At 69.9% G+C, this 15,307-nt stretch carries 11 protein-coding genes and 1 rRNA gene; 5 read left to right on the top strand and 7 right to left on the bottom strand.

The features are described 5' to 3' along the window. Window positions 1-15: 15 nt before the first annotated feature. A complete protein-coding gene (locus ABZ893_RS18980) occupies window positions 16-1,266 on the bottom strand; it encodes a sugar ABC transporter substrate-binding protein (RefSeq protein WP_361404662.1) in 1,251 nt (416 codons plus the stop codon). Between the two features lie 239 nt (window positions 1,267-1,505). Between ABZ893_RS18980 and ABZ893_RS18975 the strand changes: the two genes are divergently transcribed. Continuing rightward, the gene (locus tag ABZ893_RS18975; RefSeq protein WP_361404660.1) at window positions 1,506-2,066 is read left to right on the top strand and encodes a hypothetical protein; all 561 of its coding nucleotides are present in this window, start codon (window positions 1,506-1,508) and stop codon (window positions 2,064-2,066) included. Window positions 2,067-2,174: 108 nt separating this feature from the next. Here ABZ893_RS18975 and ABZ893_RS18970 read toward each other — a convergent pair whose 3' ends face one another. The 3 genes from ABZ893_RS18970 to ppdK form a co-directional block, all read right to left on the bottom strand. Next, window positions 2,175-3,089: an oxidoreductase gene (locus tag ABZ893_RS18970; protein ID WP_361404657.1), complete on the bottom strand. Its 915-nt coding sequence runs from the start codon at window positions 3,087-3,089 to the stop codon at window positions 2,175-2,177. Between the two features lie 91 nt (window positions 3,090-3,180). Beyond that, complete coding sequence (locus tag ABZ893_RS18965) at window positions 3,181-5,568, bottom strand: discoidin domain-containing protein (RefSeq protein ID WP_361404654.1); 2,388 nt, start codon at window positions 5,566-5,568, stop codon at window positions 3,181-3,183. A gap of 270 nt (window positions 5,569-5,838) precedes the next feature. Next, window positions 5,839-8,556, bottom strand: coding sequence for a pyruvate, phosphate dikinase (ppdK, locus tag ABZ893_RS18960; protein ID WP_361404652.1), 2,718 nt, complete (start codon window positions 8,554-8,556; stop codon window positions 5,839-5,841). A gap of 520 nt (window positions 8,557-9,076) precedes the next feature. On the opposite strand from ppdK, the gene ABZ893_RS18955 reads away from it, so the two are divergent. Then, complete coding sequence (locus ABZ893_RS18955; RefSeq protein WP_361404649.1) at window positions 9,077-9,385, top strand: antibiotic biosynthesis monooxygenase; 309 nt, start codon at window positions 9,077-9,079, stop codon at window positions 9,383-9,385. Window positions 9,386-9,630: 245 nt separating this feature from the next. Beyond that, window positions 9,631-11,019 (top strand): hypothetical protein, encoded by a 1,389-nt coding sequence (locus tag ABZ893_RS18950; protein WP_361404646.1) that lies wholly within the window; start codon window positions 9,631-9,633, stop codon window positions 11,017-11,019. Between the two features lie 23 nt (window positions 11,020-11,042). Here ABZ893_RS18950 and dusB read toward each other — a convergent pair whose 3' ends face one another. Continuing rightward, window positions 11,043-12,173: a tRNA dihydrouridine synthase DusB gene (dusB, locus tag ABZ893_RS18945; RefSeq protein ID WP_361404643.1), complete on the bottom strand. Its 1,131-nt coding sequence runs from the start codon at window positions 12,171-12,173 to the stop codon at window positions 11,043-11,045. A 102-nt stretch (window positions 12,174-12,275) separates the two neighbouring features. On the opposite strand from dusB, the gene ABZ893_RS18940 reads away from it, so the two are divergent. After that, window positions 12,276-13,736: an MFS transporter gene (locus ABZ893_RS18940; protein WP_361404640.1), complete on the top strand. Its 1,461-nt coding sequence runs from the start codon at window positions 12,276-12,278 to the stop codon at window positions 13,734-13,736. Between the two features lie 56 nt (window positions 13,737-13,792). Here the strand turns inward: ABZ893_RS18940 and ABZ893_RS18935 are convergent, their stop codons facing one another. Continuing rightward, on the bottom strand, window positions 13,793-14,200 hold the full coding sequence (locus ABZ893_RS18935) for a MerR family transcriptional regulator (RefSeq protein ID WP_361404637.1): 408 nt from the start codon (window positions 14,198-14,200) through the stop codon (window positions 13,793-13,795). A gap of 49 nt (window positions 14,201-14,249) precedes the next feature. On the opposite strand from ABZ893_RS18935, the gene ABZ893_RS18930 reads away from it, so the two are divergent. Continuing rightward, window positions 14,250-15,134: an NAD(P)-binding domain-containing protein gene (locus ABZ893_RS18930; protein WP_361404634.1), complete on the top strand. Its 885-nt coding sequence runs from the start codon at window positions 14,250-14,252 to the stop codon at window positions 15,132-15,134. A gap of 97 nt (window positions 15,135-15,231) precedes the next feature. On the opposite strand, the gene rrf is transcribed toward ABZ893_RS18930, so the two are convergent. Continuing rightward, a 5S ribosomal RNA gene (gene rrf, locus ABZ893_RS18925) occupies window positions 15,232-15,307 on the bottom strand; the annotation flags it as partial.

Genomic DNA, 15,307 nt, shown 5'->3' with positions numbered 1-15,307 from the left:
CCTCCTGACGGATACTCACGCCTTCTTCTTCACGCGGTCGAGTTCGGCCGAGACCTTCCGGACCACCTTGCGCAGCTCGGCGTCCGGGCTCGCGCCGTCCTTGATGATGCGGCTCAGGGCGTCCTGGTACGCGGCCTGGCTGCCCGGGGTCCAGTGGAGTGGCTGGGAGAAGCCGTGTTCGGTGGTGAAGCGGACGGCGTCGGCGGCGGCGCCCGTCTTGAGCCGTGCGGCCTTCTTCGCGAGGGAGATGCGGGCCGGGATGTGGAACCCGTACGCGAGGGCGAAGTCCTCCTGGTACTGGGTCTGGTCGATCCACAGCCACTTCAGGAAGTCCTTGCCCGCCCGCTGGTGCTTGCTGCGGGTGGAGACGGCGGCGCCGTACGCGCCGACCGGTACGGCGGGCGCGCCCGCGCCGTCCTTCGGGAACGGCAGCACACCGAAGTCGTCGCCCAGCTCCTTCTGTACGGCGGGCAGCGCCCACAGCCCTGACCACTGCATGGCGGTGAGGCCCTGGACGAACGCCGACGGGTCGGACCAGTCGGCGGGCGCGCCCAGGAGCAGCGACTTGTCGGCGTACAGCTGGTGGATCTTGCCGAGGGCGCGGGCGGCGGCCGGGTCGTCGAAGCCGACCTTGCCGTCGTCCGTGACGAGCTGGAGGCCGGCCGCGTAGAGCGGGGTGCCGCCGAGGACGCCCGCGCCGCCGTCGTTGCCGAGGAAGAGGCCCTTGGCCTTCTTCGTGGTGAGCTTCTTCGCCGCGTCGACGAGTCCGTCAAGGGTGGTCGGCGGCCTGACGCCCGCGTCGTCGAGCAGGCTCTTGCGGTAGTAGAGCATCTGCATGTCGATGGTCTGCGGGATGCCCCAGATCCGGCCGTCGTACGTCTTCGGGGCGAGAACCGCCGGGTTGAAGTCGTCCTTGACGCCCTCGAAGAGGTCGGTGAGGTCGGCGACCTGTTTGCCGCGGATCTGGTCGAGGGTGGGCCCGTTGACCTCGAAGACGTCGGGGCCCGAGTCGGTGAGGAGCGCGGCGGCGGTCTGCTGGTCGTAGTTGCCCGGCCGCCACTGGACGGTGACGCGCGCCTTGTCGTACGCGGCCGCGTACCGCTTCACGGCCTGTTCGGTGCCCTGCTCGCCGTACTGGTGGTACCACTGCGACAGCTTGGGCGTCCCGCCCGAACTCCCGTCGTCGCGGCCTGTGTTGGACCCGCACGCGGTGAGCAGCCCCAGCGCCGCGCCCGTCCCGAGCAGTCCCCTGCGGCTGATGGTCATGGTTCGTTCCCCCGTCTCGGCGTCCGGCGTGTTCCGACCGCCCAACGATCAACCATGCGTGGGGATTACGACAGACGGACTACGGCCATGTGTAGCCATCTGCCGGCCGGGGCGGTCAGGAGGTGCCCGGCCATGTGCGGGCCCGCGTCGTCAGGGTCGCGTCAACGTGTGGCCCCGCCGGATCAGCGACACGTCAAGGGGGCTGACCCGGGGCGGTGGGCGGACTTACGGTGCGCTGCATGGGACGTGAGACGAGGGCGGGGTCCGGGAGGCCGGCGGCTGCCGCTCCGGCCTCGCACGACGCGGTGGTGCGGGACCGGCGGTGGGCGGCCGATCTGCGGGTGGCGGTGTTCTGCTCGCTCACGCTGTACTGCCTGATCCTGCTGATCGACGGCGCCAACGGCACGCTCACCCCGGCGCGCGGCGCCCTGTGGGCGGGGCTCGCCGCGCTGCTCCAGTGCGTGCTGCATCCGCCGCTGGTCAGCGCGGGCCCCGGCTGGCTCGCCGTACGCGGGGTGTGGGGCACCCGGCGCGTGTGCACCGACCTGCTGACGTCGGTGCGCCGCAGCGACGGCGTGACCCCGCGCCTCGTCCTGCGGGACGCGCTGGGCGGCCGCGTGGAGGTGGACCCGAAGGTCTTCTCCGACAACCCCGTCCTGTGGCACCGCCTGGAGACGGGCGCCCACCGGGCCCGCGCGACCGGCCTGCTGGTCAGCGGCGCGGACACCGTGGACCGCCTGGCGGCCCGCATCGACAGGGACACGAGCCGGGCGGTCTTCGAGGCGTCGGAGCTGGACTGACTCCGGCCGGCCATTTCCGTACGTCACCCGGGCCGGCCATTTCCGTACGTCACCCCGGCCGGCCCTTTAAGTACGTCACCGGGGCCGGCCCTTTTACTACGCCCCCCGCTAGTACGTCACCCCCGTCAGCTGCTCCGACGCCGCCCACAGCCGCTCCCCCGACGCGTCGTCCAGGGTCCAGCGGGCGCGCCAGGACTTGGCCGGGGCGCCGCGCATCATCATCACGGACGGGCCGGTGAACGAGTCGGGCCCGACTCCGGGCGCCGTCGCCGCGTAGAGCGTGGGCAGGGCGCCGCCCTCGGCGGACTGGGCGAAGATCCGGTTGCCGAGTTCCATGACGCGTTCGGCGGCCTTGCGTCCCTCCATGCGCGCGCCCGCCGTCTGGAGGTTCGTGGACGCGTAACCGGGGTGCGCGGCCGCCGCGACGACGTCGGAGCCGCGTGCCGCGAGCTTGCGCGCGAGTTCGTGGACGAACAGCAGGTTCGCCGTCTTGGAGCGGCCGTACGCGATCCAGCGCCGGTAGCGGTGCTCGCTGTTGAGGTCGGTGATGTCGATGTTCGAAAGGGCGTGGAAGCCGCTGGAGACGCTGACGATTCGGGCGCCCGGCGTGTCCAGGAGGCGCGGTAGGAGCAGGCCGGTGAGCGCGAAGTGTCCGAGGTGGTTGACGCCGAACTGTGTCTCGAAACCGTCGGCGGTCCGCCCCTCGGGCAGGGCCATGACGCCCGCGTTGTTGATCAGCAGATCGAGCTTGCCCCCGCTGCCGTACGCCCCGGCGAACTTCCGTACCGACGACAGGTCGCCCAGGTCAAGCTCGGCGAACTCGGCCTGGGCGCCCGGCACTTCGGCGCGCAGCCGGTCGACTGCGGCCGTGCCCCGCGCCTCGCTGCGGCAGGCGAGGACGACGTGGGCGCCCTTGCGGGCCAGCTCGCGGGCCGTGATGTAGCCGATGCCGCTGTTGGCGCCGGTGACCACGGCGGTGCGGCCGCTCTGGTCGGGGATGTCGCTGGCGTTCCAGCCGCTCATGGCTGCGCTCCAGGGGAGAGGGGGTACGGGGGTGCACGACTGTACTTACCGAGCAGTAGACCCGGTACCCCGGACCCCCGTACCCACCCGCTCAGCCCCGCACTTCGAACCGGTAGAGCGAGTACCCGTACGACGTCTGGCGCTTGAGCCCGAGCATCCGTACGCGCCGTGCCTCGACGCCGCCGTCGAGGTCGATCGCGTCGACGCCCGCCGTGGTGCGGCCGCGGCGCTCGGCGACGGTGCGCCAGTCCGAGCCGGTGGCGTCGGCGGAGACCTGGATGTCGTAGTCCCGTCCGGCGGCCGTCTCCCAGTCGAGGACGATCCGCCGCACGGTACGGGTCTGTTCCAGGTCGACGGCGATCCACTGGGAGTCCGTGTAGAGGGACGCCCAGCGGGTGGCGGGGTCGCCGTCGGTGGCGTTGGGCGCGGTGAGCGTGGACGTCTCGACGGAGGACGCGGTGGTGGGGCGGCCGAGGGCCAGGTCGGGGAGGTCGTACACCTGGAGGCTCCATACCGAGTAACGCACCTCGCCGCGTTCCTGGCCGCGCACGCGCACGTGGCGCGCGGTGGTCGCGGGGAAGGTGAGTTCGTCCCAGCCGGCCCGGTCGCGGCCGGTGCGCTCGGCGACGCTGCGCCAGGTGTCACCGTCGTCGGAGACCTCGACGGCGTACGCGGTGGCGTACTCCTGCCCCCATTCGACGCGCACGCTCCCGATGGGGCGACTCTCGCCGAGGTCGACGGCCAGCCACGGTTTCCGCTCCGGCTCGCTGGTCCACCGCGTGACGGGGCTGCCGTCGGTGGCGTACGCGGGCCGGGACCCGTCGGCCGTGGAGGAGGCGGTGGCGGGGGCGTCGAAGGAGATCTGGTCGGGCTCGGCGAGGGTCGGGGTGACGGTGGTGAGCCCGGGTCCGGCGATCCCGCGCCGCAGCTCGGCGGTGAAGTCGCGGTAGCTCAGGCCTGCCCCGGACCCGCTCCACATCTTCTGCGCGAGCGTGCCGAACGTCTTCTCGACGAGCCCGTGGACGGCCTGCTGGGTGTACGTGGCGTGCACGAGGTCGTTCCACACGGCGGACATGGCGCCGCGCAGCTTCGGGTGGTGCGGCTCCAGGCTCTGGCCGCCGGGAAAGACGTGCGGTGCCCAGCTCTCGTAGAGGTACGGGCCGTCGAGGCCATTCGGGTGGTAGTAGGTAGCGAACGGGACGACGTAGAGCAGCCCGTCGTTCGTGTTGACGATCTCGTAGCCGTCTGCGGTGGCGGCCTTGGGCCCGTACCAGCCGTTGTTCCAGCTGTGAATGGTGACGTCCCGGTCGTAGCCGGAGGTGTCGAGGGGTGCCATGTGCGTGAGGCTGCCCCAGGCGCGCGGGTGCTTGCCGAGGGTACGGAGGTGGGCGGCCATGGCGTTGAAGTAGCCGCGGTACTGCGACTCGGGGCCGGTGTACTCGTCGGCGCCGTAGTGGATCTCGGGGCTGCGGAACCAGGGCGCGAACTCGTCGAAGACCTTCTTCATGAAGTCGGTCGTCTCGGGCTTGGCCAGGTCGAGGTGGTCGGAGTTGCCGCCCTTGAGGCCGAGTTCGGGGCGGAAGCGGACGAAGGAGCGGGCGTGCGCGGGCGCGTCGATCTCGGGGGTGAGCTGGACGGCGTGGGCGGCCGCGGTGTCCTCGAAGGAGTCCCAGTCGGCGCGCGAGTACGAACCGTCGGCCGCGGCGAGCCCGGCCCATTCGGGCTTGTCGCTGCGCAGCCGGAACGCGTCGTAGGCCTTGGACCAGTCGCCGCCGGCCGGGCTGATCTCGTTGTCGTTGAGGTGCAGCTGGAGGTCGTTGAGCTTGAACCAGCCCATGAGGCGCAGCTGGTCGCGGACGTAGCCGGGGGTGAAGTAGCGGCGGCCGACGTCCAGCATGAAGCCGCGCAGCTTGTAGTCGGGCCAGTCGTACGCGGTGCCGGTGGGCAGTTCGCGGCGGCCGTCGGAGCGCAGCAGGATCTGGAGGACGGAGCGGGTGCCGTAGTAGAGGCCGGTGCGGGTGGGCGCGGTGACCGTGACGGCGGACGCGGTGACGGTGAGGGTGTAGCCCTCCTCGGCGTACCGGTCGCCGCCGGGCGCGTGCCGGTCGGCCGGGTCGAGGACGAGGTGCAGGCCGCCCCGTACTCCGCGGCCGGCACGCGGGGCGCCGGGTCTGATGCCGGTGACCTCTTCTATCTCGGCGGCGAACTGGCGGGCGAGCGGCAGGAGTTGATCAGGTCTGGCCGCTTCGAAGACCACCGGGGCGCCGGGTTCGAGGCGGTGACGGCCGGTGCTCCCGGTCCAGTCCTGAAGGGCGGGGATGACGACGGGGCGTTCGTTGACCGCGCTGCCGTCGGCGGCTCGGGCGGCGCCGGCTCCGAGCCCGACCGGCAGGGCGGTGGCTGCCGTGGTGACGGCGAGCGCGGTGACGAACGAGCGGCGTGTCAGACGGGGTGGAGTCGTTCCGTTACTCGTAGGCATGGAGTGGACTACACCACTTGCCTCACCGGCCTCACAAGGGAACGGACATCACGGAACCACCAACTCCCGCGGGCACACGAAAGCGGGGCACACGAAAGCGGGCCCACGAACGCAGGCCCACGAACGCAGGCGCACGAAAGGGCGGCACCCCCGCACAGGGGTACCGCCCTTTCTCTGTGGTGCACCGGAGCCGCCGCCTTTCGTGAGGGTCGGGCACCCAAGCGACGGCTCCGGAGTTTTTCCGCCGGTCAGTGCCGGCGGGACCGGCGCTTACCGGTGGTCGCTGCCCACCGCGGTGGACGCGGCGCGGCCGGCCTCGAGGCGGGCGACCGGGATGCGGAACGGCGAGCAGGAGACGTAGTCCAGTCCGACCTCGTGGAAGAAGTGGACCGACTCCGGGTCACCGCCGTGCTCACCGCAGACACCGAGCTTGAGGTCGGGACGCGTCCTGCGGCCGGCCTCGACGGCGTTGCGCACGAGGCTGCCGACGCCGTCCTTGTCGATCGTCTCGAACGGCGACACCCCGAAGATGCCCTTCTCCAGGTACGCCGTGAAGAACGAGGCCTCCACGTCGTCACGGGAGAAGCCCCAGACGGTCTGCGTCAGGTCGTTCGTGCCGAAGGAGAAGAACTCCGCGGCCTCGGCGATCTGGTCGGCCGTGAGGGCGGCGCGGGGCAGCTCGATCATCGTGCCGACGGCGAGCTTGAGCTCGACGCCGGTCTGCTGCTGCACCTCGGCGATGATCCGGTCCGCCTCCTCGCGGATGATCTCCAGCTCCTGGACGGTGCCGACGAGCGGGACCATGATCTCGGCGCGCGGGTCGCCCTTGGCGTTCTTGCGCTCGGCCGCGGCCTCGGCGATCGCCCGCACCTGCATGGCGAACAGACCGGGGATCACGAGACCGAGACGGACACCGCGCAGACCCAGCATCGGGTTCTGCTCGTGCAGACGGTGCACGGCCTGGAGCAGGCGCAGGTCGTTCTCGTTGGCGTCCTGGCGGGACTCGGCGAGGGCGACGCGCACCGACAGCTCGGTGATGTCGGGCAGGAACTCGTGCAGCGGCGGGTCGAGCAGGCGCACCGTCACCGGCAGCCCGTCCATCGCCTCGAACAGCTCGACGAAGTCCTTCTTCTGGAGCGGCAGCAGCTCCTTGAGGGCGTTCTCGCGCTCCTCGTCGGTGTCGGCGAGGATCAGGTGCTCGACCATCTCGCGGCGCTCACCGAGGAACATGTGCTCGGTGCGGCACAGGCCGATGCCCTGGGCGCCGAAGCGACGGGCGCGCAGCGCGTCCTCGGCGTTGTCCGCGTTGGCACGCACCCGCAGGCGGCGGACCCGGTCCGCGTACGCCATGATCCGGTGCACGGCGGCGACGAGCTCGTCGGCATCGTCGGCACCGGCGTGCATCCGGCCCTCGAAGTACTCGACGACCGGGGACGGGACGACGGGCACCTCACCGAGGTACACCTTGCCGGTGGAGCCGTCGATGGAGACGACGTCGCCCTCTTCGATGACCGTCCCGCCGACCGTCATACGACGGCGCTTGGTGTCGACCTCGAGGTCCTCGGCGCCACAGACACAGGTCTTGCCCATGCCGCGCGCGACGACGGCCGCGTGGGACGTCTTGCCGCCACGGCTGGTCAGGATGCCCTCGGCGGCGATCATGCCGTCGAGGTCGTCGGGGTTGGTCTCGCGGCGGATCAGGATGACCTTCTCGCCCGAACGCGACCACTTGACGGCGGTGTACGAGTCGAAGACGGCCTTGCCGACGGCGGCACCCGGCGACGCGGCGATACCGCGGCCGAGCAGCTCGACCTTGGCCTTGTCGTCGAAGCGCGGGAACATCAGCTGCGCGAGCTGGGCGCCCGTGACGCGCTGGAGCGCCTCGGCCTCGTCGATGAGGCCCTGGTCGACGAGCTGCGTCGCGATACGGAAGGCGGCACCGGCGGTGCGCTTGCCGACGCGGGTCTGCAGCATCCACAGCTGGCCGCGCTCGATCGTGAACTCGATGTCGCAGAGATCCTTGTAGTGGGTCTCCAGCGTCTCCATGATCTCCATGAGCTGGTCGTACGACTTCTTGTCGATCGACTCGAGCTCGGCGAGCGGCACGGTGTTGCGGATACCGGCGACGACGTCCTCGCCCTGCGCGTTCTGCAGGTAGTCGCCGTAGACGCCCTGGTGGCCGGAGGCGGGGTCGCGGGTGAAGGCGACGCCGGTGCCGGAGTCGGGGCCGAGGTTGCCGAAGACCATGGAGCAGATGTTGACCGCGGTGCCGAGGTCGCCGGGGATGCGCTCCTGGCGGCGGTACAGCTTGGCGCGGTCGGTGTTCCAGGAGTCGAAGACCGCGTGGATGGCGAGGTCGAGCTGCTCGCGCGGGTCCTGCGGGAAGTCGCGGCCGGCCTCGGCCTTGACGATCTTCTTGAACTTGGTGACGAGCTTCTTGAGGTCGGCCGCGTCCAGGTCGGTGTCGACCGTGACCTTCTTGGCGCGCTTGGCCTTGTCCAGCTCCTCTTCGAAGAGCTCGCCGTCGACGTCCAGGACGGTCTTGCCGAACATCTGGATGAGGCGGCGGTACGAGTCCCAGGCGAAGCGCTCGTCGCCGGCCTGCTTGGCCAGACCCTGCACGGACTTGTCGGAGAGTCCGATGTTGAGGACGGTGTCCATCATGCCGGGCATGGAGAACTTCGCGCCCGAACGGACCGACACCAGCAGGGGGTTGTCGGCCTGGCCGACCTTCTTGCCCATCTGCTGCTCGAGGGCGTCGAGGTGTGCACTCACCTCGTCACGCAGTGCCACCGGCTCCGAGCCGCTGTCGAGGTAGACCTTGCAGGCCTCGGTGGTGATGGTGAAGCCCGGAGGGACGGGGAGCCCGAGGTTGGTCATCTCGGCGAGGTTCGCGCCCTTTCCGCCGAGGAGGTCCTTGAGGTCCTTGTTGCCCTCGGTGAAGTCGTAAACGAACTTCGCTACCTGAGGTTCCTTGTTTTCCGACACGGGTCTCGACTCCTCGATGACTCGGTGGGGTGCCCTGACGGCCAGGAACATACCCAGATCGAAGGCATCTGGGTACGTCCACTTGCGCGTCATGCGGCCGTAACCACCCGTCCGCCGCTAGATCGAAAGTAACTAATGGATAGCGGGGCCTTGAGGTTTGCGTTCACTTCGTGAACCCACAACCCCCGTAGACCCCTGATTCCGCTCACATGAGCAGTCTCATTTCTCACCTGAGTTTAACTCATAAATGATCGAGCGTGGCACTGAGTGCCATGCCTTTGAGATGTGCATCCGCCTAAAAACCGCTCATCTGAGCGCAAGGGGTATCAGGGGTGGCGAGGATCACGCTGGTTTCGGACACCCGGATGTCAGCATTCGGACGGTGGAGGGCCGTTCTGGCGGCCGCGGGGAGCACGCGCTTACGTGGGTACGGTGGCGCGCACATATGAGCGGGGCGGCCTTCTGTGTGCCGGGCGCCCCCGAGGCCCGCCGCGTAGCGTGGAACCAGGAGGTGTGCGTCATGACCGGACAGATATTGAGCGAGGTCAGCGGGGTCGTCGCCCCCGAGCGCGAGGCCGACCTCGTCGCGGCCTACGGCGAGCTCGTCGCCCGCACCCTGCCCGACGGGCTGATACGGACGGAGCTGCTGAGGGGACGGGACGGGCGGTGGCGGATCCAGTCGCTGTGGCGGGACCGCGCGGCCCTGGACGCCGTGCGCTCAGCCCCGGAGGGCCCGGCGGCACCCCGGCTGTTCCGCGAGGTCGGCGCCGAACCTGAGCTGGCCGTCTTCGACATCAGGAGCCACCGCGCCGCGATGAGCGAGGTGTGAGCCGCGTACGAACTGACTCGTGCGGCGTCGCTTGGCGGGTGGGGTGAGCTGACTCGTGCGGCGTCGCTTGGTGGGTGGGGTGAGCTGACTCGTGCGGCGTCGCGCGGCCGGGTGCGGGTGAGCTGCGCCGTACGGCGATGCCCGGCCCGCGCGCGTGAGCTGACCCGCACGGCCTCGCCCGGCCGGCGCGTGTGAGCGGGACCCTATGCTCGGCACCACGAGGCCGACCGACCGTGGGAGTTCCTGTGGACCGCACGACCCGGGCGACCGGTGCGGACGCTCGCCGCTCGTCCGACGCAGGCGCCCCTTCCTCGGGTCGCCACGTACTCCGTGAGCGCGCCACAGCGGTCCTGGACACCAACTGGACCGGCGCGTCCACCGTCCCCTCCCGCACCCTCTACCCGCACCAGTGGTCGTGGGACTCCGCATTCATCGCCGTCGGGCTGCGCCATGTGTCGCCGCTGCGCGCCCAACTGGAGCTGGAGACCCTGTTCGCCGCCCAATGGGGCGACGGCCGGGTGCCGCACATCGTGTTCAACCCCTCGGTCCCCCGCGACGCGTACTTCCCCAGCCCCGACTTCTGGCGCTCCACGACGGCCGGGCGGGCCGCGGGGGCGCCGCACACGGTGCAGACCTCCGGCATCGTGCAGCCGCCGGTGCACGCCCTGGCCGCATGGCTCGTACACCGCGCCGACCCGGGCCTTTCGCGGTCCCGCGCGTTCCTCTCGCGGCTCTACCCGCGCCTCGCGGCCTGGCACCGCTACCTGCTGCACCGTAGGGACCTGGGCGGCGGAGGACTCGCCGCCGTCATCCACCCCTGGGAGCAGGGCATGGACAACAGCCCCTGCTGGGACGCCCCGCTGAGCCGGATCACCCCGGCCCCCGCGAGCGCCTTCCGCCGCGCCGACCTGGACCACGGAGCCCCCGCCGACCGCCCCACCCACCTCGACTACGGCCGCTACGTACGCCTGGCGACGGACTACCGGGACAACCGGTACGCGGACCATCTGCCCGGAGACGACGGGTTCGCCGTCGAGGACCCGTCCTTCAACGCCCTCCTGATCGCCTCGGAACACGCCCTCGCGCACATCGCCACCGAACTGGGCGCCCCCACCACAGCCCGCCACGCCCGCGCGGAACGCCTCACGGCAGCACTCGTGGACCGCCTGTGGGACCCGACGACGGGCATGTTCTTCTGCCGTGACCTACGGGCGCCCGGCCCCGGAAGCCTGATCCCCGAGTACGGCGTCACCGGCCTGATCCCGCTGATCCTGCCGACGCTCCCCCACCACGTGACCACCGCTCTTCTGAGCACGGCCCGCGGCCCCCGCTTCGGCCTCGGCTCGCCGACGGTGCGACTCGTCCCGAGTTACGACCTCACAGGCCCGTCCTTCGACCCGCACCGCTACTGGCGCGGCCCGGCCTGGTTCAACACGAACTGGCTGGTCGAACGCGGGCTACGGCTGCACGGCGAGCAGACAGAGGCCGACCGTCTGCGTACGGCGATGCTGGACACGGCCCTCGAAACGGACTTCGCCGAGTACGTGGACCCGTACACGGGACAGGGCCGGGGCGCCCGCGCCTTCTCGTGGAGCGCGGCCCTGACCCTGGATCTGCTGCACGCGGAGCCCTGAGGCCTGGTGCACCCGGAGCCTGATCAGCCTCCGGACGTGTCCAGCTCAGCGTCCTCGCTGACGCCCGCGTTGTCGTAGGGGTCCTTCAGCCAGCCGTCCGGGAGGACGACGCGGTTGTTGCCGGAGGTCCGCCCGCGCGGGCCGTCCGCGCCGACCGGCCACGCCTGGTCGAGGTCCAGCTCGTCGAGCCCCGCCCGCAGCTCGTCGAGCGACGACGTCACAGCGAGCCGCTTACGCATCTCGGACCCGACAGAGAAGCCCTTCAGGTACCAGGCCACGTGCTTGCGGAAGTCGATGACACCCCGTGCCTCGTCGCCGATCCACTCCCCGAGGAGCGCGGCGTGCCGCACCATCGCGTCGGCGACCTGGCGCATGTCGGGCGCGGCGGGCTTGCCCGTCCCCTCGAACGCGGCGACGAGGTCCCCGAACAGCCACGGCCGCCCCAGGCAGCCACGGCCCACGACGACACCGTCACAGCCGGTCTCGCGCATCATCCGTACGGCGTCGTCGGCGCACCAGATGTCGCCGTTGCCGAGGACGGGGATCTCCGGGACGTGCTCCTTGAGGCGCGCGATGGCGTCCCAGTCGGCCGTGCCGCCGTAGTGCTGAGCCGCGGTGCGTCCGTGCAGGGCGATCGCGGTGACGCCCTCCTCGACGGCGATCCGGCCGGCGTCGAGGAACGTGATGTGGTCGTCGTTGATGCCCTTGCGCATCTTCATCGTGACCGGCAGGTCCCCGGCCCCGCTGACGGCCTCCTTCAGGATGGCCCGCAGCAGATTCCGCTTGTACGGGAGCGCGGAGCCGCCGCCCTTGCGCGTCACCTTGGGGACCGGGCAGCCGAAGTTCAGGTCGATGTGGTCTGCGAGATCCTCTTCGGCGATCATCCGGACGGCCTTGCCGACGGTCGCCGGATCGACGCCGTACAGCTGGATCGACCGGGGCTTCTCGCTCTCGTCGAACCGGATGAGCTGCATGGTCTTCTCGTTGCGCTCGACCAGCGCCCGCGTCGTGATCATCTCGCTCACGAACAGGCCCTTGCCGCCGGAGTACTCCCGGCACAGGGTGCGGAACGGCGCGTTCGTGATACCCGCCATGGGCGCGAGGACCACGGGGGGCTGCACGAGGTGCGGACCGATGGTGAGCTGCTGGGACATCGGGCGGGGTCTCCGGAAACGTACGGCGGCGGACAGGAACAGCTATCCATTGTCCCTCACCTGCCAGGCGCTCCGTCCCCCACTCCGTCTACCGTCGGATACATGGCCTCTCCACTGACCCAGCGCCGGCGATTGCTCGTCCTCGCGATCTGCTGCATGAGCCTGCTGCTCGTGAGCCTCGACAACACCGTCCTGAACATCGCGCTGCCGAGCGTGCAGAAGGACTTCGGCGCGAGCGTCTCCGGTATGCAGTGGACGATCGACGCGTACACCCTGGTCCTCGCCTCGCTGCTGATGCTCGCGGGCTCGACGGCCGACCGGGTCGGGCGCCGCAGGGTCTTCAAGCTCGGGCTCGTGATCTTCACGCTCGGCTCGGTCCTCTGTTCCGTCGCGCCGAACCTGGAATCCCTGATCGCGTTCCGCATGGTCCAGGCGGTGGGCGGTTCGATGCTCAATCCTGTCGCCATGTCGATCATCACGAACACGTTCACCGAGCCGCGCGAGCGCGCGCGGGCGATCGGCGTCTGGGGCGGTGTCGTCGGCATCTCCATGGCCGCGGGCCCGCTGGTCGGCGGCCTGCTCGTCGACTCGGTCGGCTGGCGCTCCATATTCTGGATCAACGTCCCGGTGGGCCTCGCCGCCCTCCTCCTGACCATCCGCTACGTCCCCGAGTCCCGCGCCCCCAAGCCGCGCCGCCCCGACCCCATCGGCCAGCTCCTCGTCATCGCCCTGCTCGGCTCCCTCACCTACGCGATCATCGAAGCACCCGACAAGGGCTGGAAGTCCCCCACGATCATCGTGTGCGCGGCCATCACACTCGCGGCTCTCGCCGGACTCCTCGCTTACGAGCCTCGCCGCGCTGAACCCCTCATCGACCTGCGGTTCTTCCGCTCGGCCCCGTTCAGCGGCGCCACGGTGATAGCGGTCAGCGCGTTCGCCGCCCTGAGCGGTTTCCTGTTCCTGTCGACGCTGTATCTGCAGAACGTACGCGGACTCAGAGCCCTGGACGCCGGCCTGTGGATGCTGCCGATGGCCGCGATGACCCTGCTGTGCGCGCCGCTGTCCGGACGCATCGTCGGCAGCCGCGGACCGAGGATCTCCCTGCTCGTCGCAGGCGTCACGATGACGGCGAGCGGCGTCCTGTTCGCCGCGCTCGACGCGGAGACGTCGAACACGACCCTGCTCATCGGCTACATCCTGTTCGGCCTCGGCTTCGGCTTCGTCAACGCCCCCATCACCAACACGGCCGTCTCCGGTATGCCGCGCGCCCAGGCCGGCGTCGCCGCCGCGGTCGCCTCCACGAGCCGGCAGATCGGCGGAACCCTGGGCGTCGCCGTCATCGGCGCGGTCCTCGCGTCGGGTGTCAGCACATCCTCATACGCAACCACGTTCGTCGGCGCGAGCCGCCCCGCGTGGTGGATCATCGTGGGCTGCGGTGTCGCTGTTCTCCTCGTCGGCATCCTGACAAGCGGCCGCTGGGCGCGCTCCACTGCTCAGCGCACAGCACAGCGTCTGGAACAGCCGGAAATCCAGGAAGCGACGGCGGGAACGACCCGGGCCTAACTGAGCAACTGAGTGGAGAGTGCTCCCGGCCTGGGACGACGGGGCTTGTCGACGGCTCAGGTGGGGACGGGCTCCAGGTCGGCATCATCAAAGGGCGGATAGCTCTCACTGCCCATTCGCTCAGCCGCATCGATGTACTTGGCAAGAGCGTCGCGGGATTGGACAAGGTTGTTCATCTGCTCGTCCAGTCGCTGCAGCCGTGACCGCATCGCAGCGACCAACTCGGGACACCCGGGCAGCTGCGGGGCCTCTCCGACCGCACAGGGCAGCACGTATGCGATGTCCTCTGAGGACAAACCGGCACCAAGTAAATGTCGGATCTGTCTGACCCGCAGCACGGCGCTCTCGTCGAATTCGCGGTAGCCGTTCGTGCCGCGGTCCGCCTCCAGCAGGCCCTGGGCCTCGTAGTAGCGCAACTGATGGGCGTTGACGCCAGTCCGGCGCCCCAGTTCCCCGATCCGCATCGAAACCTCGCTTGACCTTCATACCGGTATCAACGTTGACGATGCTGCCATGAACAACACAACCGAAACACCTGTGACCGTCATCGGCCTCGGACGAATGGGCCAGGCACTCGCCGGCGCGTTCCTCAGAGCCGGGCATCCCACCACCGTGTGGAACCGTACGGCCTCCAAGGCCGACCAGTTGGTGGCCGAGGGTGCCCTGCTGGCGCCAACGGTGGGCGACGCGCTCAAGGCGGGTTCCCTGACGATCGTCTGCGTCACCGACTACCAGGCCATGCACGGTCTGCTCGGAGCGGACGACATCGAGCTGGACGGCATGACGTTGGTGAACCTGACCTCGGGTGACTCGGCCCAGGCCCGGGAGGCCGCCCAATGGGCCGAGCAGCGCGGCGCCCGTTACCTGGACGGCGCCATCATGGCGGTCCCGCCGGCGATCGGAACCGCTGACGCGGCGATTCTGCACAGCGGGCCTCAGGCGGACTTCGAGGCACACAAGACAACACTCGACGCGCTCGGCACTGTCACCTACCTCGGCGCGGATCACGGGCTGGCGTCCCTGTTCGACGTGGCGGGTCTGGCCATGATGTGGAGCGTCCTGAACGCTTGGCTCCAGGGCACAGCCCTGCTCAGGACTGCAGGCGTGGACGCCGTGACGTATGCGCCATTCGCGCAGCAGATGGCCACCGGGGTGGCCGCATGGTTGCCGGGGTATGCCGAAGAGATCGACAGCAGCTCCTTCCCTGCCGAGGTGGCGTCCCTGGAGACCCATGTCCGGTCTATGGCACACCTGATCGAGGAGAGCGAGGCGGTGGGTGTCAATGCCGAGCTGCCGAAGTTGATCAAGGCGATGGCCGACCGGGCGGTCGCCGCCGGACACGGCGGGGAGCAGTACGCCGTGCTGATCGAAGAGTTCGGCAAACCGCGCGACGAGTGACCGATCCCGACACCGGGATCTCGTGATCGAGGCAATTCCTGGGCCCAAACACAGAAAAGCCCGGACGGTTTCCTGTCCGGGCTTTTCTCTAAATTTAGTTCGGCGGCGTCCTACTCTCCCACAGGGTCCCCCCTGCAGTACCATCGGCGCTGTGAGGCTTAGCTTCCGGGTTC

Source organism: Streptomyces sp. NPDC046821, from assembly GCF_040645335.1.
In the GTDB taxonomy this organism is placed as follows: domain Bacteria; phylum Actinomycetota; class Actinomycetes; order Streptomycetales; family Streptomycetaceae; genus Streptomyces.
Note: the sequence above shows the minus strand (reverse complement) of the source record. Positions and strands in the feature narration are given on the sequence as shown.